The following is a 22802-nucleotide window of genomic DNA, read 5'->3' as shown; positions in this document are numbered from 1 at the left end:
GTGGGACCCGCCCTGCCGGTCGCTCACGGCGGCGATGCGGCTGCTCGTGCCCCCGGCCGGCACCACCGGGAAACGCCGGCGCCGGCGCCGGTCGTCCCCGCCCGAGCAGATCGAGCTGTTCGAGAACCCGGACGAGCCGACCCTGTTCGACGAACTCTCCGACTGAGCACCTCACGCCGGCCTTCCGTTTCCGAGGGTCGGGCCGTGCCCGGGACGGCTCAGGGCGTGGTCGCCTCGAGGTGCTTCAGCACGGCGAGGACGCGCCGGTGGTCCTCGGGTTCGGGGTGCAGACCCAGCTTGAGGAAGATCGCCCGGACGTGCGCCTCGACGGTGCGTTCCCCGAGGAACAGGGCCGCCCCGATCGCCCGGTTCGAGCGGCCCTCGGCCATGAGCGCGAGGACCTCGCGTTCGCGGGTGGACAGCGTGTCGATGGGACGGCTGTCGCGGTGCGGCCGGGCCACCAGCCGGCTCACCACGCTGGGGTCGATGGCCGAACCGCCCCCGGCGACCCGGTGCAGGGTGTCGACGAACTCGTCGATGTCGGAGACCCGATCCTTGAGCAGGTAGCCCAAGCCGGCGGCCCCGTCGGCGAGCAGGTTCATGACATGGTCGGTTTCCACGTACTGCGACAGCAGCACCACCGCGGTGTCGGGGTGGTCGGCTCGGATGGTCGCGGCGGCACCGATGCCCTCGGTGGTGTGGGTCGGGGGCATCCGGATGTCGACGACGGCGACGTCGGGACGTTCGTCGGCGACGAGAGCGAGCAGGGTGGCGGCGTCACCGGCCTCGCCGACGACGTCGATCCCCTCGTCGCACAGCAGCCGGGAGATGCCCTCGCGCAGGAGTACGGAGTCGTCGGCGAGCACCACCCGCAGGGGTGCCGCACTGTCGCCGCGCCGTGCGGCGCGCCGCGTCGCGGCCACCTGGGTCGGTGCCGCGGCGTCCACCGCCACCGTGCGGGCCAGCGTGTCGTCGCCCGCCGCACCGGGAACCGGGGTGGGGACGGTGGCCGTGGCCTCGGTGGCGAGGGCATCGCGGGCGGCGGCGGTGAGTTCCCGGCAGGTGCCGTAGCGGTCGTTGCGGTCCTTCGCGAGCGCGCGCGCGACGACGGAGTCGAACGCGGTCGGCAGGTCGGGCCGGGCCTCGCTCGGCCGGGGTATCGGGCTGCGGACGTGCCCGTGCCACAGCTTGGGCAGGGTGTCACCGGAATACGGGGGCCGGCCGGTGAGCAGGTGGTAGAGGGTGCAGCCGAGCGAGTAGATGTCGGTGCGGTGGTCGAGCGCGACGGTGGTGTCGAACTGCTCGGGTGCGGCGTTCTGCAGACTGCCGACGAACGTCCCCGTGCGGGTGAGCCCACTCGCCTCGTCGAGGGCCTTGGCGATGCCGAAGTCGGTGAGCAGGACCCGTTCGGGCTCGCCCGGACCGGCGGGCTCGGCGAGCAGGATGTTCGTCGGTTTCACGTCGCGGTGCAGCACCCCGGCCTGGTGCGCATAGTCCAGGGCCTTGCCGATCTCGCAGACGATGTGCACTGCCCGCTCGGGTGGGACGGGGCCGTGCCGGAGCAACGCGGCGGCGGTGGTGCCGGGGACGTACTGCATCGCGATCCAGAGCCGGCCGTCCTCGCAGCCGCGGTCGTAGACCTGGACGATGTTGGCGTGTTCGAGCCGCGCGGCGTGGTCGGCCTCGAGTTCGAAGCGGGCCCTGACGCTGTCGTCGGCGGTCAGGACCGGGTGGAGCAGTTTGAGGGCTACCTTGCGTGGCAGGTGCGGGTGCTGCGCGAGGTAGATCGACCCCATGCCGCCCGCGCCGAGCAGCCGTTCGATGGTGTATCCGGCAAACACCGAACCCGGCCCGGGAGCCCCGTTCCCGTTCACCGCCACCACCTCCCGAAGCGGCCCGTCTCCTCTATTCAACCCCTCGGGGATCGTCGGCGGAACCGAGGCCGAATCCCAGATGTTCGAACAGTGCCAGCACGGTGGTCGGCCGGGACCCGAAGCGGGATGCTGAGAGCGAGGATCGGAGGCCTCGTCGTGAGTCGTCGAACATTGCCGGCGGTCGTCGCCGTGACCACCCTGCTGGTTGTCGGGGTGGCGGTGGTGTCGGTCGATTGGCCGGGCGGTCCGCCCGCGGGACCGGCGGAGCTGATCGCGTTCCTCGCGGTGGGCGTCGCCTTCGTCGCGGCGGGCATCGTCGCGTGGCAGAGCCGGCCGGACGACAACACGGGACGGCTGATGGTGCTGGCCGGGTTGTTGAGGCTGGTGAAGGGGGGCGCCGCGGCCCGCAACCCGGTGGTCTTCACCGTCGGGGCAGCGCTGACGGTGATGTACCTGCCGGTGTTGATCCATGTACTGCTCGGCTTTCCGACGGGACGACTGACCCGCAGGTGGGAACGGTGGTTCGTGGGTGGCTGCTATGTGTACTTCCTGGCCTCGGTGCTGCTCGACCTGATGTTCTACAACCCCTCCGTGATGATCGGCACCGACCGCTTCACCGCACCCAACCTCCTGCTGGTCCGGGACGATCCGACGATCTTCGCGGCGCTGCAGCTCGTGTTCGGAGCGGTGGCCATCGGCATCAGTGTGGTCGTGATCGGCGTGCTGCTGGCCCGGTGGCGGTCGGGCTCTCCGGCCTATCGGGCCGCGTTCGCACCCCTGTGGATCGCGGGGCTCCTGGGGTTCGCCACGGTCATCGGCACCGGGCTGGTCACGGCGCGCTCGTCCGGCGTGGGGAACGTGTGGACGGCCTACGTGGGCTACCTGGCGACCGCGCTGTTTCCGATCGCGGTGCTGGTGGGGTTGTGGCGTTACCGGGTGGCCCGCGGGGCGGTCAGCGACGTGATGGTCGAGGTCGGTGCGGCCCCGCTCGGGGAGGAGTTCGTCCACGCGCTGCGCAAGGCGCTGCGCGACCCCGGTCTGGTCCTGTGGTCGTGGTCGCCGCGGTCGAACAGCTACCTCGACGCGCACGGGGACCCGCAGCGCCTGCCCGGCGGCGGCGACCCCCGTGCGGCGACCGTCCTGGAACGCGACGGCGTCCCGGTCGGGGCGCTCGTGTACGACCGGTCGCTGCGGCATCAGCCGCAACTGCTCGCGGCGGTGCGCAGCGCGGCGACCCTCGCGCTGGACAACCAGCGGCTCCAGTTCGAGTTGCAGGCTCAGCTCGCCGAGGTCCGCCGGTCCCGGGAGCGGATCGTCGCCGCCGGGGACGCGCAGCGGCGGCGACTCGAACGCAACCTGCACGACGGTGCGCAGCAACGCCTGGTCGCTGCGACGATCCTGTTGCGGCGCGCGCAGCGGACGTCCCAGCCGGAGCGCAAGCAGGAGTTGCTCACCGAGGGCACGGCCGAACTGGACTCGGCGCTGGTGGAGCTGCGGGAACTGGCCCGGGGCGTCTATCCGCCGGTGCTGCAGGAACACGGTCTCGCCGCCGCGCTGACCGCCCTGGCCGAGCGTGCTCCGCTGCCGGTGGAGATCGTCGACACCCTGACCGGGCGAGCTCCCGCGTCGATCGAACTCGCCGCCTACTTCATCGCCGCCGAGGCGGTCGCCAATGCCACCAAGCACTCCGGCGCCACGCACATCGAGATCGACCTTCGCCGGGACGGCGGGATGCTGCGGATGGTCGTCACCGACGACGGGTGCGGCGGTGCGACGCTGACTGCCGGCGGCGGTTTGAGCGGACTGAGCGACCGCGCCGCGGCCCTCGGTGGGGTGCTCGGGGTGCACAGTCCCCCGGGGGGCGGGACGACCCTGACGCTGTCGCTTCCCCTCACCGCCGGGACATCCGGGGAGCCGTCATGAACCTGCGGGTGGTGCTCGCCGACGACTCCGCGGTGCTCCGCGAGGGCATCGCCGGCCTGCTGCGCGACGAGGGAATCGAGGTGGTCGGCCAGGCCGCGGACGGGCAGGGTCTGCTGCACCTGGTGGAAGAGCACCATCCGGACCTGGCCGTGGTCGACATCCGGATGCCGCCCACCCACACCACCGAGGGCATCGACGCCGCCCTCACCGTTCGCCGGTGCTTCCCGGGCACCGCCGTGCTGCTGCTGTCCCAGTACGTCGAAACCGAGAACGTCATGAACGTCTTCGCCGGCGGGACCGCCGGCCTGGGATATCTGCTCAAGGACCGCCTCTCCGACATCGACGGGTTCCTCGGGTCGCTGCACCGCGTCGCGGCGGGCGGAACGGCACTCGATCCCGACGTGGCCGGCCGGTTGATCTCCCGGCCGCACCGCGACCGGGGGGCCCTCGACGAGCTGTCCCCCCGGGAGCGGGAGGTCCTCACCCTCGTGGTCGAAGGCTGTTCGAACCGGATGATCGGAGCCGCCCTGGCCCTCGGGGAACGCTCCGTGGACGTGCTCGTGCGTGCCGTCTTCGACAAGCTCGGTCTGCCACCCGAGCCCGACGACCACCACCGTGTCCGGGCGGTGCTCGGCTACCTCGGCCCCACGGTCCGCAGCTGATCTCGCCAGGTCTGCCGACCCGTCCGCGACCTGGCATGATCGGGTGTCGTGACATCGACGGTGAAGCTGCGTGAACTGGCCGAACGATTCGGGATCGCCACCACGTACGTGGGGTGGGATCAGCAGGACCACTACGCGAGCGACGACACGCTGCGCCGGGTCCTGGCCTCCCTGGGGGTGCCCGCCGGCACCGAGGCGGAGATCGACGCCGCCCTCGCGGATGTGCCGAATCAGCCGTGGCGGCGGATGCTGCCGCCCGCGCTGGTCGTCGTGCAGGGCGAGGAGCACACCTTCCCCGTGCACGTGGCCCACGGTGATCCCGTGCGGGTGCAGGTGCGCACCGAGGACGGCGACGTCGTCGACGTCGCGCAGCGGGACGTGTGGGTCGATCCCCGGGAGGTCGACGGCCGGCTCGTCGGCCGCGCGACGTTCGCCGTGCCGGATCTGCCGCTCGGGTGGCACACCCTGCACGCCCGCAGCAACGACACCGAGGCCGAGGCCACCCTGGTGGTGACGCCCGCCCGCCTCGCCACCGCCGACCGGCTCCTCGAGCGACGTCGCCGCGGCCTGGCCACGCAGTTGTACTCGGTGCGGTCGACGCGGTCGTGGGGCGTCGGCGACTTCGCGGACCTCGCGGACCTGACGGCGATCACCGCCTCCGTGCACGGGGGTGACTTCGTGCTCGTCAATCCCGTCCACGCGGGCGAGCCGGAGCCGCCGCTCGAGCCGTCCCCGTACCTGCCGAGTTCACGGCGGTTCGTGCACCCGATCTACCTGCGGGTGGAGAACATCCGGGAGGCGGCGCTGCTGCCGCGCAAGCACCGCAAGACGCTCGAGGCGTACACCGAGAAGTTCGCCAAGTCGAACCGCAAGGACAAGCGCATCGACCGCGACACCGCGTACCGGGCCAAGCTGGAGGTGCTCGGGCACGTGTTCCGGGTGCCGCGCAGCCCGGCGCGGCAGGCACAGTTCGATGCGTTCCGCGCGGCGGGTGGCGACGCGCTGACCGACTTCGCGTTGTGGTGCGCCCTCGGCGAGAAGTTCGGTGAGCGCAGCACTCGCTGGCAGACCCTGGCGGCGACCCCGGACGAGCCGTACGTCACGCGCCAGCGGACCAAGCTGGCCGAGCGCATCGAGTTCCACTGCTGGCTGCAGTGGCTGTGCGACGAGCAGCTCGCCGAGGCACAGGCCACAGCGCGCGCGGCCGGCATGGACATCGGGATCGTGCACGACCTGGCGGTGGGTGTCCGGCCCGACGGCGCGGATGCCTGGACACTCGGCGACGCGCTCATCCGCGACATGACCGTCGGGGCGCCGCCGGACGACTTCAACCGGCAGGGTCAGGACTGGACCCAGCCGCCCTGGCATCCGGTCCGGCTCGCCGAGCTCGGCTACCGGCCGTACCGCGACGTGGTGCGCACCGCGCTGCGCCACGCCGGGGGCCTGCGCGTGGACCACATCCTGGGCCTGTTCCGCACCTGGTGGATTCCCGAGGGCTGCACGCCCGACCAGGGCACGTACGTCAAGTACGACCACGACGCCTTCATCGGGATCCTGGCGCTCGAGGCGCACCGGGCGGGCGCCGTGCTGATCGGCGAGGACCTCGGTGTGTTCGAGGGCTGGGTGCAGGAGTACCTGTCGCGCCGCGGCATCGCCGGGACGTCGATCCTGTGGTTCGAGCGGGACGGCGACGATCCGCGGCCACCGGAGAGCTACCGCAGGCTGTGCCTGACGTCGGTCACCACGCACGACCTGCCGCCGACGGCGGGTTTCCTTGCCGGAGAACACATCACGCTGCGTTCCGAGCTGGGCCTGCTGGAGCGGGACCTGGAGACCGAGGCCGCCGACGCGGCCGCCGAACGCGACGCCGTGCTGGCGGCGCTGCGGGAGCGCGGACTGCTCGACGCGGACGCCGACGAGCAGCGCACCGTCGAGGCGCTGCACCGGTTCGTCGCCGCGAGCCCGTCGGCGCTGATCGGGGTGTCGCTGGCCGACGCCGTCGGGGAGCGACGCAGCCAGAATCAGCCGGGCACGTCCGACGAGTACCCCAACTGGCGGATCCCGCTGGCCGACGAGAACGGCCGGACCGTGCTGCTCGAGGACCTGCCCGGCAACGAGCGGTTCGCGGCCCTGCTCGCCGCGGCGGCCCCGGAGTCGTCCGGGTCCGGGCAGGCCTGAGCGCCGCGGCCTGCTGCCGGGTCCGGGACCCGGCAGCAGGCCCGAGCGTCACTTCGCGTACATGCTCTCGATGTCGGCGGCGAACCGCTCGGTCACGACGTTGCGCTTGATCTTCAGCGTCGGCGTCAGCTCACCGGTCTCCTCGGTGAGGTCCCGGTCGAGGACGACGAACTTCTTGATGGCCTCGGCGTGCGAGACCATGGAGTTGGCGTCGTCGACGATGGACTGCAGCGCGTCGTGCAGGGCCGGGTCGCGGCGCAGGTCGGCGATGGTGGCCGTGGGGGGCTTTCCGTTCTCGGCCTTCCAGTTGTCGAGCACCTCGGGGTCGACGGTGAGCAGCGCGGTGATGTAGCTGCGCCCGTCGCCGATGACGACGGCCTGCGAGACGAGCGTGTGCGAGCGCATCCGGTCCTCGAGCGGACCCGGGGAGACGTTCTTGCCGCCGGCGGTGATGATGAGGTCCTTCTTGCGGCCGGTGATGCTCACGTAGCCGTCCTCGTCGATCTCGCCGAGGTCGCCGGTGCGGAACCAGCCGTCGTGGAAGGCCTCGGCGGTGGCCTTCTCGTTGCGCCAGTAGCCCTGGAACACGACCCCGCCGCGCAGCTCGATCTCGCCGTCGTCGGCGATGCGGGTGCTGTTGCCGCCCATCGGTTGTCCGACGGTGCCGATCTTCTGGGCGCCGGGGACGTTCACGCTGTGCGCGGCGGTGCTCTCGGTCAGGCCGTAGCCCTCGTAGATCGGGACGCCGACGCCGCGGAAGAAGTGGCCGAGGCGGGGGCTCAGGGCGCCGCCACCGGAGATCGCGAACCAGCACTCGCCGCCCATCGCCTGCCGCAGCTTGGCGTAGACGAGCTTGTCGGCCATGTTGCGCTTGGCCTTGAGCGCGAACGACGGACCGCCGCGGTCGAGCGACTCGCTGTAGGCGATGGCGGTCTCCTCGGCGAACGCGAAGATCGCCGCGTTGAACCGGCCGCCGGCCGCGGCCTTGCGGGCCGCCGCGTCGCGCACCTTCTCGAAGACGCGCGGCACGCCGAGGATCGTGTTCGGGGCGTACCGCTCGAACTGGGCGGAGATGGTGCCGAAGTCCGACCAGTGCGCCTGCGCCGCACCACCTTCGAAGACGGCCAGCGACACGGCCCGGGCCAGCACGTGCGCGAGCGGCAGGAAGGTCAGGACCCGGCTGCCCGGCTTGGCGACCTCGCCGATCGACGCGGTGAGGATGCCGCGGACCTCGCTGTAGAAGTTGCGGTGGGTGAGCATGCAGCCCTTGGGCCGGCCGGTGGTGCCCGAGGTGTACACGAGCGAGGCGAGGTCGTCGGCGCGGATGCCGTCGAGGCGGGCCTGCAGGGTCGCGTCGTCGACGCCGGCGCCCTCGGCGATCAGCGTCTCCACCGCACCGCCGTCGATCCGCAGGGTGCGGCGCAAGGTGTCCGGCATGTCGACGAACAGCGCTTCGTGGCGTGCGGTCTCGACGACGGCGATGCCGGCCTCGGAATCCTGCAGGATCCAGCGGATCTGCTCGGTGGACGAGGAGTCGTAGATCGGCACGGTCGCGGCACCGGCGGCCCAGATGGCGTAGTCGAACAGCGCCCACTCGTAGCGGGTGGCCGAGAGCAGGGCGACCCGGTCGCCGGGCTGCACGCCCGCCGCGATGAGGCCCTTGGCGACCCCCGAGACCTGCTCGGCGAACTGCCGGGCGGTGACGGCGACCCAGTCCTCGCCCTCGGGGCGGGAGTACATCACGCGGTGCGGCGTCTTCTCCGCGTGCGTGAAGACCGTGCGGACGACCGATTCGTCGTCGCCGACGGTGAACTGGGCGGGGGTGGTGTACTCACGCACGAGCGTCTCCCTCGTTGTGGTCGGGGTGGGCAGTGGACCGGTGTTCCACTCCCTGGCGGAATCGGCGCAGCATGTCGACGAACCGGTCGATGTCGTCCCGGTCCCAGCCGGTCAGCGCCGCGCGGATCTCGTCGTGGCGTCCGGCGACGGTGCGGGCGAGGATCTCGCGGCCCCGGTCGGTGAGCCGGAGGGGATGGCCGAGCCGGGTGGGTCCGGCCTCGGCGTGGACCCAGCCGGCGTCGATGCAGCTGCGCAGTTGACGGGAGACGGTGGACCGATTCACGCTGAACGCATCCGAGATGTCGGTGGCTCGGCAGCCCGGGTTGCGGTCGATGAAGCCGAGCATCGAATGCTGCGCCAGGGACAGCACGTCGTCGTGGGCGCGCTCCCCCGCTGTGAGATGGCGAACCAGGTACACGAACTCGTCGTAGACCTCGGATACACCGGTCGCTGCGGACTGCGCCGCAACCTCCCGTTTGTGTTGCACGACGCAACTGTAAGCCCTGTGCCGCTCGACACCCCAATCGCCTCTAATCGCGGCGCCGCACACACGACTCGACGCCCGGATCGAGCACCCCGTCGCCGGTGCCGTCGACGAGCCGCACCGTCGCCGGCACCAGGCCCCGGCCGCGCTCGTCGAGACGCACGTCGTCGATCGCATCAGTGCCGGTCAGGGCGTCGCCGGGACGTCTCGGACGCCGGAAGCGCACCTCGGTCAGCATCCGTACGCGGCCGCCACGCTCGGGCGCCGGGCGACGGCCCGGGTGTGGATCCCGCTGACGATGAGCCCGCCGACATGCCGCCCTCCGCGGCCGCGCGAGCGGTGCGGAACCACCGGGGGTCCCAGCCGGCCCCGGCCGCACCGCCGGTCGCGGATTCGCCCGAACCGCCGGTGCGGCCGGCCCGGGTCGGGTACAGATGATGCGACAGGACTCTCCCTCACCCGAGGAGTTCCCATGGCCGTACGCGATCCTTCGACGGCCGGACGCGGCCGTCGCCTGACCACCGTGCTCGTCGGCCTGCTCGCGGCAGCGCACGCCCTGGTGATGCCGGCGGTCACCGCGGCGCAGCAACCCGTCGGGTCCTGCGCGTGGCAGTTCCGGTCCGATGCGACCGTGCTGGACATCGCGTTCCCCGACGCCGCCGCCACCTACTGGGTGCTGCCGTACGCGCTGACCCCCGGCGACAGCATCGAACTGCACGGCACCTATCCGGCGGCGCGGTACTTCTCGCTCAACACCTACGGAACGAACTTCGACACCGTCGACACCCTGCGCGACGCGCAGATCGCACCCGACCCGGGCAGCGGCAATCCGTTCGCGGACGCGGCTGCCGAGGCGCTGCCCCCGTCGGCGCGGCGCTGGAGCGCGACCGTCGTCACCGGTCCGGCCGACCCCGCCCGCAACGAGATCGCCGCGCTCCCCACCGGGTCGCCCACCGCACCGGTCGGATTCCTCATCATCCGGGTGTACGTGCCCGACGACCCGGCCTCCGCGTCCGGCGGGGTTCCCCTGCCGGACGTGACCCTGCACCAGGGCGGGCGCGCCGTGCCGGTACCCACGTGCACCGCCGAGTTCGACCCCGCCGACTACGGCAGCGGACCGGTCGAGCGCGCCGCCGAGGCGGCCGTCGACCGCATCGTCGAGAGCGCCGCCTCGGGCGCCTTCCCCGGTGACGTTCCCGAGACCACGTTCGTCAGCCCCGCCACCACGTCCGGTTTGTTTCCCAACGGCGACAACAAGTACATCGGCACCGTCCTGACCTACCAGCCGGGCCGCATCGCCGTCGTGCGGGGCAAGGCCCCCACGTTCCCCGACACCCGCGCCGGCGAACCGGTCACCACACCGGGCCGTCAGGTGCGGTACTGGTCGATGTGCCAGAACGACCAGGTCACCCCGTACCCGGTCGTCGCGTGCGCAGCCGACTTCGAGACGGCCGTCGACGCGGAGGGCTGGTTCACCTACGTCGTCGCCGCGCCCGAGGACGTGCCCGCCCGCGCCACGGCCGATCCGACGGTGACGGTCCTGCCGTGGGGCTCGACCGAGGTCCCGAAGAAGACCCTGCTCTACCGGAACATGCTCCCGTCCGACGAGTTCCTGCCGCAGTCGGTGCAGTCCGCGCAGGGCGGCGATCCGGCCGCCACGATGGGGCCGTACTACCCCCGAGGGGCCTACTGCGAGACCTCCGCCTTCGAGGCCGGCGGAGTCGCGGCCTGCCTGCCCGGACAGTGAGGCCGCTGGGGTCTGCGGCGATACGCCCGATTCCGAGACGCCGCGCCGCCCCGGCAATAACCTGTGTGACACCCGCCACAGGGCGGGCAGCTGTTCTTCCAGGAGGCCCCCGCATGTCCGTCCCCGCTCCGTCCGTCATCCTCGACCGCGTCGCGCACTGGGCGCAGACCAAGCCGGACGAGGTCGCGGTGCAGTACCTCGACCGCACCCACACCTGGGCGCAATGGCACGAGCGGCTGCTCCACCTCACCGGTGCTCTCGCCGCGGAGGGGATCGGGCCGGCCGACACCGTCGCGTTCGTCGACAAGAACAACCTCGCCTGCCTCGAGGTCACCTACGCCGCGTCCGCGCTCGGCGCGGCCAACGCGATCCCGAACTTCCGGCTCGCCGGGGACGAACTCGACTACGTGATCAACGACTCGCGGGCGCGGATCCTGTTCGTGGGAGCGGAGTTCGCGCAGGAGATCGCGTCGCTGCGGTCGCGGTTGTCCTCCGTGGAGAAGATCGTCGTCGTCGGCGGGGAGAACGACGAGTTCGAACCGTGGCTCGCGGCCGCCGCTCCGGCGACCCTGCCCGACGTCGCGGCGGAGACCACCGCGCTGCTGCTCTACAGCTCCGGCACCACCGGCCGGCCCAAGGGCGTCCAGCTGACGCACCGCAACCTGTTCGCCCATGCCGAGGACGTGCTCGCCGTGCTGCCGTTCACCGACGGCGACTGCCTGCTCGTGGCGATGCCGCTGTTCCATGTGGGCGGCACCTGCTACGCCGTCATGGGTATCCACGACGGCCGCCGCTGCGTGTTCACCCGCGAGGCGGATGCGCCCTCCCTGTTCGGGGGTCTGGCGGCGGGAGCGAACATCGCGTTCCTGGTGCCCCCCGTGATCGCGGCCGTCCTCGCCGCCGGCGAACGGGCGATCGGGGCGTTCGCGCGGCTCAAGCGCATCACCTACGGCGCCGCGCCGATGCCGCTGCCGCTGCTGCGGGGCGCGCTCGCCGCGTGGCCGGACACCAAGTTCGTCCAGGTGTACGGCATGACCGAACTCGCCGGGGTGATCACCGCGCTGCTGCCGGACGTGCACCGCGACCCGGCACAGGAACGGCGGATGGCGTCGGCGGGCACCCCGATCCCCGGGGTGGAGATGCGCGTCGTCGATCCGGCCACGCTCGAGGACGTGGCGCCGGGCGGGATCGGCGAATTGTGGTGGCGCTCGGCGCAGACCACACCCGGCTACTGGAACCGGCCCGACGCGACGGCCGAGACGATCACCCCCGACGGGTGGTTGCGCAGCGGCGACATGGGCCGGGTCGACGACGGCGGGTTCGTGTTCATCGAGGACCGCCTCAAGGACATGATCATCACCGGCGGCGAGAACGTGTACTGCCCGGAGGTCGAGCGGGTCCTCGTCGAGCATCCGGCCGTGGCCGAGGTCGCCGTCATCGGCGTCCCGGACGAGAAGTGGGGTGAGACGGTCAAGGCGGTGGTGGTCCTCGCCCCGGATCAGAAGGCCGACGAGCAGGAACTCGTCGACTACACCCGCCGGCACCTCGCGCACTTCAAGTGCCCGTCGAGCATCGACATCGTCGACATGCTCCCGCGCAACCCCACCGGCAAGATCCTCAAGCGCTCCCTGCGCGCCCCGTACTGGGCCGGGCACGAACGCACCATCTGAGCGGTGCGTCCTTTGGGCGGCTGCAGCAGCCCAAAGGACGCACCGGCCGCGGAGCGGCCCGGCTCAGCGGATGCGGCGGATCAGGGCGGCCAGGGCCTGGCCGCCGCCGATGCACATGGTGACGATGCCGAGCTCGAGGTCGCGGCGCACCAGGTCCTTGGCCACCCGCAGGGTCAGGATGCCGCCGGTCGCACCCACCGGGTGGCCGAGGGCGATCGCCCCGCCGTACGGGTTGGTGCGGGCCGGGTCGAGCTTGGCGTCCCGGATCACCGCGACGGCCTGCGACGCGAACGCCTCGTTCAGCTCGATCGTGTCGATGTCCGCCGGGGTGGTGCCGGTCTGCTCGAACAGCTTCTGCAGGGCCAGCACCGGCGCGTAGCCCATCAGCTCCGGCTCGAGGGCGGCGGTGGCGACGGACTCGAGCACCGCGAGCCCGCCCAGGCCCCGCTCGACCGCGACGGACTCGCGGGCGAGCACGACGACGCCGGCGCCGTCGTTGATGCCCGAGGCGTTGCCGGCGGTGACGGTGCCGTCCTTGACGAAGGCCGGGCGCAGCGTCGCCAGGGTCTTGACGGTGGTGTCGGGCTTGGGATGCTCGTCGGTGGTGACGACGGTGGGCTTGCGGCCGCCGATCTCGACGGGGGTGATCTCCTCGGCGAACGCGGCGCGGGCGGCGTCGGTGGCGGCGCGGCGCTGCGACTCGGCGGCGAACTCGTCCTGCGCGACGCGGTCGATGCCGTACTCGCGGGCGACGTTCTCGGCGGTGACGCCCATGTGGATGCCGTGGAACGGGTCGGTGAGCATGCCGACGGTGCCGTCGACGAGGGTGCGATCGCCGAGCTTGTAGCCGGAGCGGGCGCCGAAGTCGTAGAACGGCATGCGGGACATGTTCTCGTCGCCGCCGGCCAGGGCCAGATCGACCCCGCCCCAGCGCATCTGCATCGCCGCCGACCAGATCGCCTGCAGGCCCGAGCCGCACAGCCGGTTGACGGTGTACGCGGGGGTCGAGACGGGCAGCCCGGCCGCGAGGGCGACGCGGCGGGCGTTGTAGGCGTCGGGCCCGACCTGCCCGATGCAGCCCATGACGACCTCGTCGATGTCCTCGGCCGCCACGCCGGCACGCTCGAGGGCCGCCTTCGCGGCGGTCGCGCCGAGTTCGTGGGCCGGCACGCCGGCGAACGCGCCGCCGAAGCTGCCGACCGGGGTGCGCGCGCCGTCGACGACGACGATCCGTTCCGCTGTGCTCATCTCACGTCCCATCTCTCGCAGGAGCGGCACCGAGTGCCATATCTTGCGGTCGACGATACCGGAGCAGTGAGCCGCAACACAGTCGGGTGGCACTGCGACGCAAGGCGGGCACTGTCAGGTGGGATCGCCGAGGTCGTGCCGATGCACGCGCTCGGTCGCCGCGGCCGACCCGAGTTCCGTGCGGGCCTGCGGATTGCTCGCATAGAACTCGAGCACCCGGAACAGCAGCACCGGGTCGCAGTCGAACTTGCGGGAGTCGATCTCGATCACCGGTTCGGGAGGCAACCGGTCCAGGCGGAACAGCCGGCTGGTCCGTCGTCGCGCCCAGGCCGCGGCCGGCGTGCCCAGCACCCAGATCTCGGGGAAGCCGTGGTGGACGGCATGCACCCCGGCCACCGACACCCACGGCAGATACGACTCGATGGTCCAGCCGCGCTGCCGGATCCCGTCCGGTGTCAGCAGTAGCGCCCCCCGGCGGATCCCGCCGCGCAGCACCTCCACGACGAACGCCGCGCACGGCAGCCCGAATGCCGCGAGGAGCACACTCACCCACGGAACGCCGGGGGCGAACAGCACGATCTCGACGGCAGCGCCGAGGGAGAGCAACGCCGCACTCGTCGTCATGGCGCCCATCAGATGGAAGACCGGGCCGGATGCGCGGATCTCGGTGGCCCCGCGGCCCCACGCCTCGACGAGACGGATCTCCGGGTCGCCGCGCCGTGGCCGCCAGAACACGTATCCGAAGAGCGCGGTGAGGGCCATCAGGCCGGACAGGATGAGGAAGAACCGCATCACCGCCCAGGCCCCCGCGTGACCGGCATCCCAAGCCCGCCAGAGGGAGACGAGGATCACGACACCCGCCAGGACTATCGCGGCGGCGACCCGGGTATTGACCTTGGGAGGCGGCCACTCCTCCGGGCGGATCATTCGCGCGGAGGCGGACTCGTCTTCATCGGTGCCGTGCACGAAACACCCGTCCCACTGCGTTCCCCTTCCGGAAGCGCCGGGGACCCCGCCGCCCCGACCGGTTGCCGGTAGGTGGGGAACGCTACCGCAGGGCTCACCGATCGTGGCGCACGACACGCACCGCGACCGCGGTCGCCCGCCGAAGGGACCTTCGACCCTACGCCCGGGGCCGGATCCGGGCCCGCACGCCGCGGTGTGACCATTGCCACATACGCCCCAGGACGGACATAAAGCCCAGTTCAAGAGGTGTTCATCTCGTGGCCGTCGATCCCGGGCGGCGGGACACGAAAATCTTGTCTACGGATGAGTAACACTGGCGCCGACGGGAACGACACAATCATCGACGATCCAGACGAGACCGGAGGAATCTGCATGACTGTCCAGCTTGATTCGCCTGGCTTCGAGTCCGCCCGCGAGGTGGTTTCGACCCAGGAAGACCTCGGTCGACTGTTCGACGAGATCGGGGAGCTCGACGCGCAGATTCTCGAGGCGATCGAGCGCCGCAGCGAGCTGTCGCGCCGGGCGGGCATCGCTGCGAAGGAGTCCGGGACTGCTCGGCAGGCCCAGAACCTCGAGATGCGAGTCCTCGACCGTTTCGCCGAACTCGGCGCCGACGGCAAGACCCTGGCGATGACGCTGCTCCGCCTCGGACGCACCCGCCTGTCCTAGACCTGACGACTTCCGCGGCCCCCGCACCGATCGGTGCGGGGGCCGCATCGTCGGCACTGCCGGAACACGAACGTTCAGTGCCTCGCGTGCAGCAGACCCTCCCGCACCGAAGCGGGCCGAGATGCCTCGAGCTCGAACTCGGCGAGCGCGCGGCCCGCGACGGCGGCGATGCCCGCCGGCGGCAGCTCCTCGAACTCGCCGAGCACGAGGGCGATCTGCTCGATCGGCGGCAACGTCGAGAACAGCACGGCGTCGTCACCGCAGCCCTCCGCACGCCGGGGCGCCCGGCCCTCCGCGTGCAACAGGTACACGAACCACGACACGGCGTACGCGCACAGTTCGGGACCGATCGGGCCGCGCCAGGTCGCGACCGCCCGTGCCAGCGCCCGGTCCAGGATCGGAGCCGCCCGCTCGGAGCCGACGGACAGCAGCCGAGCGCACGCGGCGAGGTCCGGGAGCCGGCCTTCGAGCACCTCGCGCAGACCACGACCACTCGGGTCGCCCGTGGACCCGCCACTGGGCTCCGGCGGCATGATGTACATCGTCCGCTCCCTCCGTGCATTCCGGCCCGGGGAAACCGATGCCGTCTCCCCGTCTATCGTTCGGCGAGGCCCGAACGTGACGGACCTCTCACCGCAGCAGTGCCTTGACCTCCAGGAATTCTTCGAGGCCGAAGACGCCTGCCTCGCGGCCGACACCGGAGTGCTTGTAGCCGCCGAACGGTGCGTCCGTGTTGAAGGCGCCGCCGTTGAGGTAGACCTGCCCGGTGCGCAGCTGCCGAGCGACTCGCTCGGCCCGGGCGCGGTCGGCGGACCAGACGCCGCCGGAGAGCCCGTAGTCGCTGTCGTTGGCGATGCGCACGGCGTCGTCCTCGTCGCGGTATCCGATGATCGACAGCACCGGCCCGAAGATCTCCTCGCGCGCGATCGTCATGTCCTCGGTCACGTTCGCGAACACGGTCGGTCCGACGAAGTAGCCGGTGCCGAGGCCGGTTTCGCGGCCGTCGAGGACCAGCTCGGCGCCCTCCTCGATGCCCTTGTCGATGTAGGACCGCACCCGCTTGAACTGGTTGGCGTTGACCAGCGGCCCGAGGCGGGTGGTCGCCGCGGCGGGATCGCCGACGGTGTAGGCGCGCGCGACCTGTTCGGCGAGGGCCGCCACCTCGTTCATCCGCTCGGCGGGGACGAGCATGCGGGTCAGGGCCGAGCAGGTCTGCCCGGAGTTCAGGAAGCACTGGGCGACGCCGTCGGTGACGGCGCGGGTCAGGTCGGCGTCGTCGAGGATGACGTTGGCAGACTTGCCGCCGAGTTCGAGCGCGACCTTCTTCACCGTCTCCGCGGCGACGACGGCGACGCGCTTGCCCGCGCGGGTGGAGCCGGTGAACGACACCATGTCCACGTCGGGATGCGCGGCGATGGCCTCCCCCACGACGGGACCGTATCCGCTGACGAGGTTGAACACGCCGGGCGGCAGCCCGGCCTCGTCGCAGAGGTCGACGAGCGCGTAGGTGATCAGGGGCGCCACCTCGGTCGGCTTGAGCACGACGGTGCAGCCGCCCGCGAGGGCCGCGAAGACCTTCAGGACCACCTGGTGCAGTGGGTAGTTCCACGGGGTGATGGCACCGACGACACCGATGGGTTCCCGGACGATGAGGGCGTTGCCCACCTCCCCGGCGTCGAAGTCGTAGGTCGCGGCGAGTTCGGCGTAGCGGGTGATGTTCTTCAGCGGCATGCCGATCTGGACCGGCTTGGCCAGCGCCACCGGCATGCCCATGTCGCGCGAGACCAGTTCGGCGAGCTCGTCGATGCGCTCGGCCATGAGGGCCGCGACCTTGCCGAGGTGGGCGCCCCGTTCGGCGCCGCTGAGCGCCGACCACGCCGGGAACGCCGCACGCGCGGCGCGGACGGCCCGGTCGACGTCCTGCGCGGTGCCTTCGGCGACGACGGCGATGACGTCCTCGGTGGCCGGGGCGATCACGTCGATCCGGCCGGTGCCGTCGGAGTCCACCCATTCGCCGCCGATGTAGATCTTCGTGCGATCGAGCACGTTGTTCATGTTTCGGTCCTTCTCCCCTGAGTGATGTGCTTCACAGGCAGCGTACGACGCGGGTCCGACGCGCAGCGGGAAGCCGGTCCGGCCCGCCGCGGCGGGTCAGGGCCGAGTCTCGAGGGCGCGCTGGAGCGTCGGCCACGCCTTGGGCAGCTGGTCGCGCCAGTAGCCCCACGCGTGCACCCCGACGGGTTCGTAGGTGACGGTGACGGGGATCTTCAGGGCCCCGAGGCGCTCCTCGAGCCGCTGGGTGCACATCCGCGAGCCGGCCTCGAGGATGCCGCCGAGGACGAGGGTGCGTGCGAGGTCCGGGGTGTCGGGTGTCTCGTGGGGTCCCGGCACGCCGGTCGCGGCGGACAGGTACAGCTCCTTGCCGGCGAGGTTCTCGGCGTGCGCGACGGTGTCGTGCTCGGCCCACTCCCGGCTGCCGGGCGGCCCCCACATGTTCACGGCGTCGCCGCCCTGCGACGAGGTGCTGGTCTGCACGACGGCGCTGCCGAGCAGGTCGACGGTCGAGTAGCAGCCGCTGAACGCGGCGACGCCCCGGTACAGCTCGGGGTGGCGGTGGGCGAGCATCATCGCCGCCTGCCCACCCATCGAGTTCCCGGCGATCGCGTTGACCCCGTTGCTGTTCAGCCGCGCGGCGAGCAGCGGCGGCAGTTCCTGGGTGAGGAAGGTCTCCCACTTGTTGAGCCCGAGCTTGGGGTCGGACTGCAGCCAGTCGCTGTAGAGGCTGCCGCGCCCACCGTTGGGCATGACGACGTTGACGTTCTTGTCGGCGAAGAAGGCGGGCGCGCCGCCGATGTTCATCCAGCCGCTCGTGTGGTTGCGGGCGCTGACCCCGTCGAGCAGGAACAGGGTGGGACGCGGGACGGAGTTGTCGGCGGGGAGCAGGACCTCGACGCCCACGTCGCGGCGCAGGGCGGGGCTCGCGACCGTCAGCCGCACCGCGCGTTCGGCGATCGGGGTCTCCCCCACGATGGCCGCGGTCTCGATGTCACGCAGCTCGGGCAGCGGGCCGGGGTCCTCCTGGAAGGCGGCCGGCACCGAGGAGCCGGAGTTCGACCCGGTGCCGGGTGCCGCGACGGCGGCTCCCGCACCCAGCACGGTCACGGCGGCGAGGGCCGTACCGGTCGTGAGCAGGCGGACGAGTGCCGGACGCCGGGCAACCACCACGAGGACCTCCCTAAACCTCAAGTTCAGGTTGAGAGTAGCCGACGCGCGGGCTTCGTGGTGCCTTTCCGGATCGTCGGCGTGCCCGAAAGACGCCACGGCGACGGAGGCGCCTCCTACACTTTTGGCACAGGCCACGGGAGGAGTCGCCGATGCCCGACCGCTCTGCCGCACGCACCGAACGGGCGCCCGCCGTCGAGCGCCCCGCACAGCTCCGCAACGTCGTCCTCGTCGGCTGCAGCGGGGTCGGCAAGACCACCCTCGCCGAATCCCTCGCGCTGGCCGCCGGCGCCGTGGGCCGGGCCGGCCGGACCGCCGACGGCACCACAGTCTCCGACTACGAGGCGATCGAACAGCAGCACCGTCGCTCGGTGCAGCTGGCCGTGCTACCGCTCGCGTGGAACGGGGTGAAGATCAACATCATCGACACCCCCGGGCACCCGGACTTCGACGCCGAGGTCCGCGCGGGACTGCACGCCGCCGACGCGGCCGTATTCGTGGTCTCCGCAACCGATCCCATCTCCGCCGCCACCCGCACCCTGTGGCGCGAGTGCGCCGAGACCGCGATCCCCCGCGCCATCGTCGTCTCCAAGCTCGACGTCGCCCGCACCGGCTTCGACGACATGCTCACCGCGTGCCACGACGCGTTCGACCTCGGCCCGGACACCCTGCGCCCGGTCTACGTGCCGGTCTTCGACGGCGGCCGCCCCTGCGGCTCGATCGATCTGCTCACCGGCCGCGGCTACGGCAATCCCGCCGCCGTGCCGGACACCGGCGCCGCACGCGAGAGCCTCGTCGAGGCGATCTCCGGCCAGGACGACACCCTCATGGAGCGCTACCTCGCGGGCGAAGCCCTCGACACCGAATCCCTCGACGAGGGGCTGCGGCACGAGATCGTCGACTGCGCACTGCATCCCGCGCTCGCCACCACCGACTACGGGGTGGGCGCCGCCGAGCTCCTCGACCTCGTCGCGATGGCCTTCCCCGACCCCACCCACCGTCGCCCGCCCGCCCCCGCCGCCGACCCCGAGGCACCGCTGGCGGCGCAGGTCATCCGCGTGGCCGGGGACGCCTACGTCGGACGCATCAGCCTCGTTCGGGTGTATTCCGGAACCCTGCGGCCCGACACGACGATCCGGCTGGCCGGAGCCGCCGGCGACGACACCACCGAACGCGTCGCGACCCTCACCAGCCCGTTCGGCCGGCAACAGCGCCCGGTGCCCGAGGCCGTCGCCGGCGACCTGGTCTGCATCGCCAAGCTCCTCACCGCCCAGCCCGGCGACACCCTCTCCGACACGGGGGAGTCGACCCTCCTGGACCGCTGGCCGCTACCCGAGCCGCTGCTGCCGGTGGCCGTCGAGGCCCACACCCGCAGCGACGACGACAAGCTCTCCCAGGCCCTCGCCCGGCTGACCGCCGAGGATCCGGCCCTGCGCCTCGAACAGAACCCCGACACCCACCAGCTGGTGCTGTGGTGCACGGGCGAGGCCCACGCCGAGGTCGTCCTCGACCGGCTCCGCACCCGCCACGGCGTCCACGTCGACGCCGTCCCCTACCGTGTGGCGCTGCGCGAGACGTTCGCAACCCCGGCCAAGGGCCACGGCCGGCTCGTCAAACAGTCCGGCGGGCACGGCCAGTACGCGGTGTGCGACGTCGAGGTCGAACCGTTGCCCCTGGGCGGCGGCATCGAATTCGCCGAACGCGTCGTCGGCGGCGCCGTGCCCAGGCAGTTCTTTCCGTCCGTGGAGAAGGGCGTGCGGGCGCAGGCCACCAAGGGGGTGGCCACCGGGAACCCGCTCATCGACGTCCGTGTCACCCTCGTCGACGGCAAGGCGCACTCGGTGGACTCCTCCGACGCCGCGTTCCAGACCGCGGCCGGGCTGGCGTTGCGGGACGCCGCCACGCACACCGAGGTCACGCTGCTCGAACCCGTCTCCGCGGTGCGGGTGATCCTGCCCGAGGAGTACCTCGGCGCCGTCCTCGGTGACCTGTCCGCCCGGCGTGGCCGGGTCCTGGGCACCGAGAGCGCCGAGCCGGGCCACACTCTGCTGCGCGCGGAGGTCCCCGAACTCGAACTCGCCCGCTACCCGGTGGATCTGCGGTCGCTCACGCAGGGCACCGCGGAGTTCTCCCGGATGCACCTGCGCTACGAGCCCATGCCGGCCGCGGCGGCGGCACAGTTCACCGGCGGGCAGCGCGAGTCCACGTCGAACGGCAAGTCCCGCAACGGAAACCGGTAGCGTCCCGGGCAGATCATTCCCGCAGCAGCAGCGACGCCAGTTCGGGCGGGCGGGCGAGGGCCGGCAGGTGGCCGGTGTCGATCACCTCCGGCTCCACCCCCACGCGTTCGTGCGCGAGCCGCTCGATCAGCGGCAGCGGGAACAGCCGGTCGTGCCGGCCCGCGATCACCCGCACCGGCACGTCCGGCCACCGCTGCGCCCGCCACGCCGGCTCGAACGCCGACTCCGCCATGTCCGGCTGCTCGTGCGCGAACGCCTCGTCGACGACGTCGTCCGGCACGTCGTGGAAGAACAACGCGCGCGGATCCAGCGGCGCGTCCGGGTCACGTCCGTCGGCGACGTCCTGCGCGCGCTTCGCCTCGGCCTGGCCCACCGCCGACCACCACTGTCCCGGCGACTCGCCCGGCGCCGGGATCATCGGCGCCACCAGGACCAGCGCGTGGACCGGCATCCGCTCGGCGACGATCGCCGCGGTGAACGCGGACATCGACTGCGCCACCACCGTCGGTGGGCGCGCGAGGTCACGGCAGGCCGCCACCACGACGTCCGCGTACGCGTACTGGTCGGCGCCGGGATCGGTGTACGGGAGGTCGACCGGCACGACCTCGTGCCCGCGCAGCAACGGCGCCACCCGGTGCCAGTACCACGAGTCCGACCCCGCCCCCGGCAACAGGACGAAGCTGCGGGTCGTGGCACCGGGCATCGTCGGCGGCCGATCCGTCACGAGAGGGGCCGGTCAGTCCGGCGCCTCGTCGCCGGTCTCGATCGGACGCTGCTCCTCGCGGTCCGAAACGCTGCCCTCGACGCCCTCCTCCTCGCGTTCGCTCTCGACCCGTTTCTCCATGTCGTCCACCAGGTTCTCCAGGTCCTCCCCGGTGACCGGGGCGGGACGGTCGGTGGCCTCCACGGGCTCTTCTCGGTCATCGCGCTGTTCCGGACTTCCCACGGTGTGACGTCCTTTCGATGTCGGCCGACCTCGGTCGGTGCAGCCCTCCCGCATTACCCGGTCGCCCGCGCCCCGAAACCGCGCACCGGGCGCACATCACACCGTCGGGAAGGTCTCCGAGGGGCGCTCCCCCTCGTCGTAGACCGTCTCGGGTGAGCCGATGATCTGGGCATCCGGGGTGCCGACCACGCGCGGATTCTTGCCGGTGTAGTCGAAGCGATGCAGCACCCACTTCATCGCCTCGATCCGCGAACGCTTCTTGTCGTTCGCCTTGACGATGGTCCACGGGGCGTGCGGGGTGTCGGTGTAGAACAGCATCGCCTCCTTCGCCTCCGTGTACGCGTCCCACTTGTCGAGGCTCGCGAGGTCCGTCGGCGAGAGCTTCCACTGCTTGACGGGGTCCGTGCTGCGCGCGACGAACCGCGCGTGCTGCTCCTCGCGGCCCACCGAGAACCAGAACTTGACCAGGTGGATCCCGGACTGCACCAGCATCCGCTCGAATTCCGGTGCGGAGCGCGTGAATTCGCGGTACTCGTTGGGGGTGCAGTAGCCCATCACCCGTTCGACACCGGCCCGGTTGTACCAGGACCGGTCCATCAGCACGATCTCCCCGCCCGCCGGCAGGTGCTCGACGTAGCGCTGGAAATACCACTGCGTGCGTTCCCGCTCGGTCGGCTTCTCGAGCGCCATCACCCGCGCACCGCGGGGATTGAGATGTTCGGTGAACCGCTTGATCGCCCCGCCCTTGCCGGCCGCGTCGCGCCCTTCGAAGATGACGACGATCTTCTCGTTGTGCTCCTTGACCCAGGCCTGCAGCTTGAGCAGTTCGATCTGCAGCTTGCGTTTGCGGGCCTCGTACTGCCGCCGCGTCATCTTCGTGTCGTACGGATAGCCGTTCCGCCACGGTTCGTCGACGTCGGCGATCCGATTCTTGCGGCCGGACTTCCGCAGCAGCTCGCCGATCTCGTCGATCTCCGGGGTGACGTCGATCTGACCGTCCGACGCGAGTTCGAACGGTTCGCCCTTCTCGTTCAACTCGTCCACTCCGTGAGATTACCGCCGCCACCGGCCCGTCGCGGTCCGAACGCCGGTGCGACCCGCGGCGCATTCGCCCGTTTCCACCCCACCCTGTAG

Annotated in this window: 19 protein-coding genes; 7 read left to right on the top strand and 12 right to left on the bottom strand. The window is 71.7% G+C overall.

Annotation, left to right across the window (positions count from 1 at the left end; all coding sequences use genetic code 11):
- Positions 1-218 precede the first annotated feature (218 nt).
- Entirely contained in the window at positions 219-1883 is a 1665-nt protein-coding gene (locus tag OEY_RS0121350; RefSeq protein WP_010595803.1) for a protein kinase domain-containing protein, read from the bottom strand.
- Between the two features lie 147 nt (positions 1884-2030).
- Between OEY_RS0121350 and OEY_RS0121340 the strand changes: the two genes are divergently transcribed.
- The 3 genes from OEY_RS0121340 to malQ are packed head-to-tail and all read left to right on the top strand — an operon-like array spanning position 2031 to position 6637.
- On the top strand, positions 2031-3797 hold the full coding sequence (locus OEY_RS0121340) for a sensor histidine kinase (protein WP_237713774.1): 1767 nt from the start codon (positions 2031-2033) through the stop codon (positions 3795-3797).
- Positions 3794-4459, top strand: coding sequence for a response regulator (locus tag OEY_RS0121335; protein WP_010595801.1), 666 nt, complete (start codon positions 3794-3796; stop codon positions 4457-4459). Before OEY_RS0121340 ends, OEY_RS0121335 begins: the two co-directional genes overlap by 4 nt.
- Positions 4460-4507: 48 nt before the next feature.
- Positions 4508-6637, top strand: coding sequence for a 4-alpha-glucanotransferase (malQ, locus tag OEY_RS0121330; protein WP_029540151.1), 2130 nt, complete (start codon positions 4508-4510; stop codon positions 6635-6637).
- A 48-nt stretch (positions 6638-6685) separates the two neighbouring features.
- On the opposite strand, the gene OEY_RS0121325 is transcribed toward malQ, so the two are convergent.
- Genes OEY_RS0121325 through OEY_RS0121315 form a run of 3 tightly spaced genes read right to left on the bottom strand, consistent with a single transcriptional unit; the run spans position 6686 to position 9186 of the window.
- Positions 6686-8476 (bottom strand): AMP-dependent synthetase/ligase, encoded by a 1791-nt coding sequence (locus OEY_RS0121325; RefSeq protein WP_010595799.1) that lies wholly within the window; start codon positions 8474-8476, stop codon positions 6686-6688.
- The gene (locus tag OEY_RS0121320) at positions 8469-8963 is read right to left on the bottom strand and encodes a MarR family winged helix-turn-helix transcriptional regulator (RefSeq protein WP_010595798.1); all 495 of its coding nucleotides are present in this window, start codon (positions 8961-8963) and stop codon (positions 8469-8471) included. The genes OEY_RS0121325 and OEY_RS0121320 overlap by 8 nt, the downstream gene beginning before the upstream one ends.
- Before the next feature lie 43 nt (positions 8964-9006).
- Entirely contained in the window at positions 9007-9186 is a 180-nt protein-coding gene (locus OEY_RS0121315) for a hypothetical protein (protein ID WP_237713773.1), read from the bottom strand.
- Positions 9187-9432: 246 nt separating this feature from the next.
- Here OEY_RS0121315 and OEY_RS0121310 point away from each other — a divergent pair, with 246 nt between their 5' ends.
- Together OEY_RS0121310 and OEY_RS0121305 are read left to right on the top strand one after the other, a co-directional pair.
- Positions 9433-10707, top strand: coding sequence for a hypothetical protein (locus tag OEY_RS0121310; RefSeq protein ID WP_010595796.1), 1275 nt, complete (start codon positions 9433-9435; stop codon positions 10705-10707).
- Positions 10708-10820: 113 nt separating this feature from the next.
- Positions 10821-12377: a long-chain-fatty-acid--CoA ligase gene (locus OEY_RS0121305; RefSeq protein WP_010595795.1), complete on the top strand. Its 1557-nt coding sequence runs from the start codon at positions 10821-10823 to the stop codon at positions 12375-12377.
- A gap of 63 nt (positions 12378-12440) precedes the next feature.
- On the opposite strand, the gene OEY_RS0121300 is transcribed toward OEY_RS0121305, so the two are convergent.
- Together OEY_RS0121300 and OEY_RS0121295 are read right to left on the bottom strand one after the other, a co-directional pair.
- Positions 12441-13625: a thiolase family protein gene (locus OEY_RS0121300; RefSeq protein WP_010595794.1), complete on the bottom strand. Its 1185-nt coding sequence runs from the start codon at positions 13623-13625 to the stop codon at positions 12441-12443.
- A 114-nt stretch (positions 13626-13739) separates the two neighbouring features.
- On the bottom strand, positions 13740-14591 hold the full coding sequence (locus OEY_RS0121295) for a hypothetical protein (RefSeq protein ID WP_228287167.1): 852 nt from the start codon (positions 14589-14591) through the stop codon (positions 13740-13742).
- Between the two features lie 372 nt (positions 14592-14963).
- On the opposite strand from OEY_RS0121295, the gene OEY_RS0121290 reads away from it, so the two are divergent.
- Positions 14964-15260, top strand: coding sequence for a chorismate mutase (locus tag OEY_RS0121290; protein WP_010595792.1), 297 nt, complete (start codon positions 14964-14966; stop codon positions 15258-15260).
- A gap of 74 nt (positions 15261-15334) precedes the next feature.
- On the opposite strand, the gene OEY_RS0121285 is transcribed toward OEY_RS0121290, so the two are convergent.
- The 3 genes from OEY_RS0121285 to OEY_RS0121275 form a co-directional block, all read right to left on the bottom strand.
- Entirely contained in the window at positions 15335-15802 is a 468-nt protein-coding gene (locus tag OEY_RS0121285; RefSeq protein ID WP_010595791.1) for a hypothetical protein, read from the bottom strand.
- Between the two features lie 88 nt (positions 15803-15890).
- Positions 15891-17315 (bottom strand): aldehyde dehydrogenase family protein, encoded by a 1425-nt coding sequence (locus OEY_RS0121280; protein WP_010595790.1) that lies wholly within the window; start codon positions 17313-17315, stop codon positions 15891-15893.
- A gap of 96 nt (positions 17316-17411) precedes the next feature.
- Positions 17412-18485 (bottom strand): alpha/beta hydrolase, encoded by a 1074-nt coding sequence (locus tag OEY_RS0121275; RefSeq protein WP_010595789.1) that lies wholly within the window; start codon positions 18483-18485, stop codon positions 17412-17414.
- A 149-nt stretch (positions 18486-18634) separates the two neighbouring features.
- Here OEY_RS0121275 and OEY_RS0121270 point away from each other — a divergent pair, with 149 nt between their 5' ends.
- Entirely contained in the window at positions 18635-20722 is a 2088-nt protein-coding gene (locus OEY_RS0121270) for an elongation factor G-like protein EF-G2 (RefSeq protein ID WP_010595788.1), read from the top strand.
- A gap of 13 nt (positions 20723-20735) precedes the next feature.
- On the opposite strand, the gene OEY_RS0121265 is transcribed toward OEY_RS0121270, so the two are convergent.
- From OEY_RS0121265 to ppk2, 3 genes are all read right to left on the bottom strand, one after another.
- Positions 20736-21425: an alpha/beta fold hydrolase gene (locus OEY_RS0121265; RefSeq protein WP_010595787.1), complete on the bottom strand. Its 690-nt coding sequence runs from the start codon at positions 21423-21425 to the stop codon at positions 20736-20738.
- A gap of 33 nt (positions 21426-21458) precedes the next feature.
- On the bottom strand, positions 21459-21629 hold the full coding sequence (locus OEY_RS30915) for a hypothetical protein (protein ID WP_017680406.1): 171 nt from the start codon (positions 21627-21629) through the stop codon (positions 21459-21461).
- Positions 21630-21764: 135 nt separating this feature from the next.
- The gene (ppk2, locus tag OEY_RS0121255) at positions 21765-22712 is read right to left on the bottom strand and encodes a polyphosphate kinase 2 (protein ID WP_010595786.1); all 948 of its coding nucleotides are present in this window, start codon (positions 22710-22712) and stop codon (positions 21765-21767) included.
- Positions 22713-22802: the final 90 nt, after the last annotated feature.

This window comes from Rhodococcus sp. P14 (assembly GCF_000256505.1).
Classification (GTDB): Bacteria; Actinomycetota; Actinomycetes; order Mycobacteriales; family Mycobacteriaceae; genus Rhodococcus; species Rhodococcus ruber.
The sequence above is the reverse complement of the archived record's forward strand: the minus strand, read 5'-3'. Positions and strand labels throughout refer to the sequence as shown.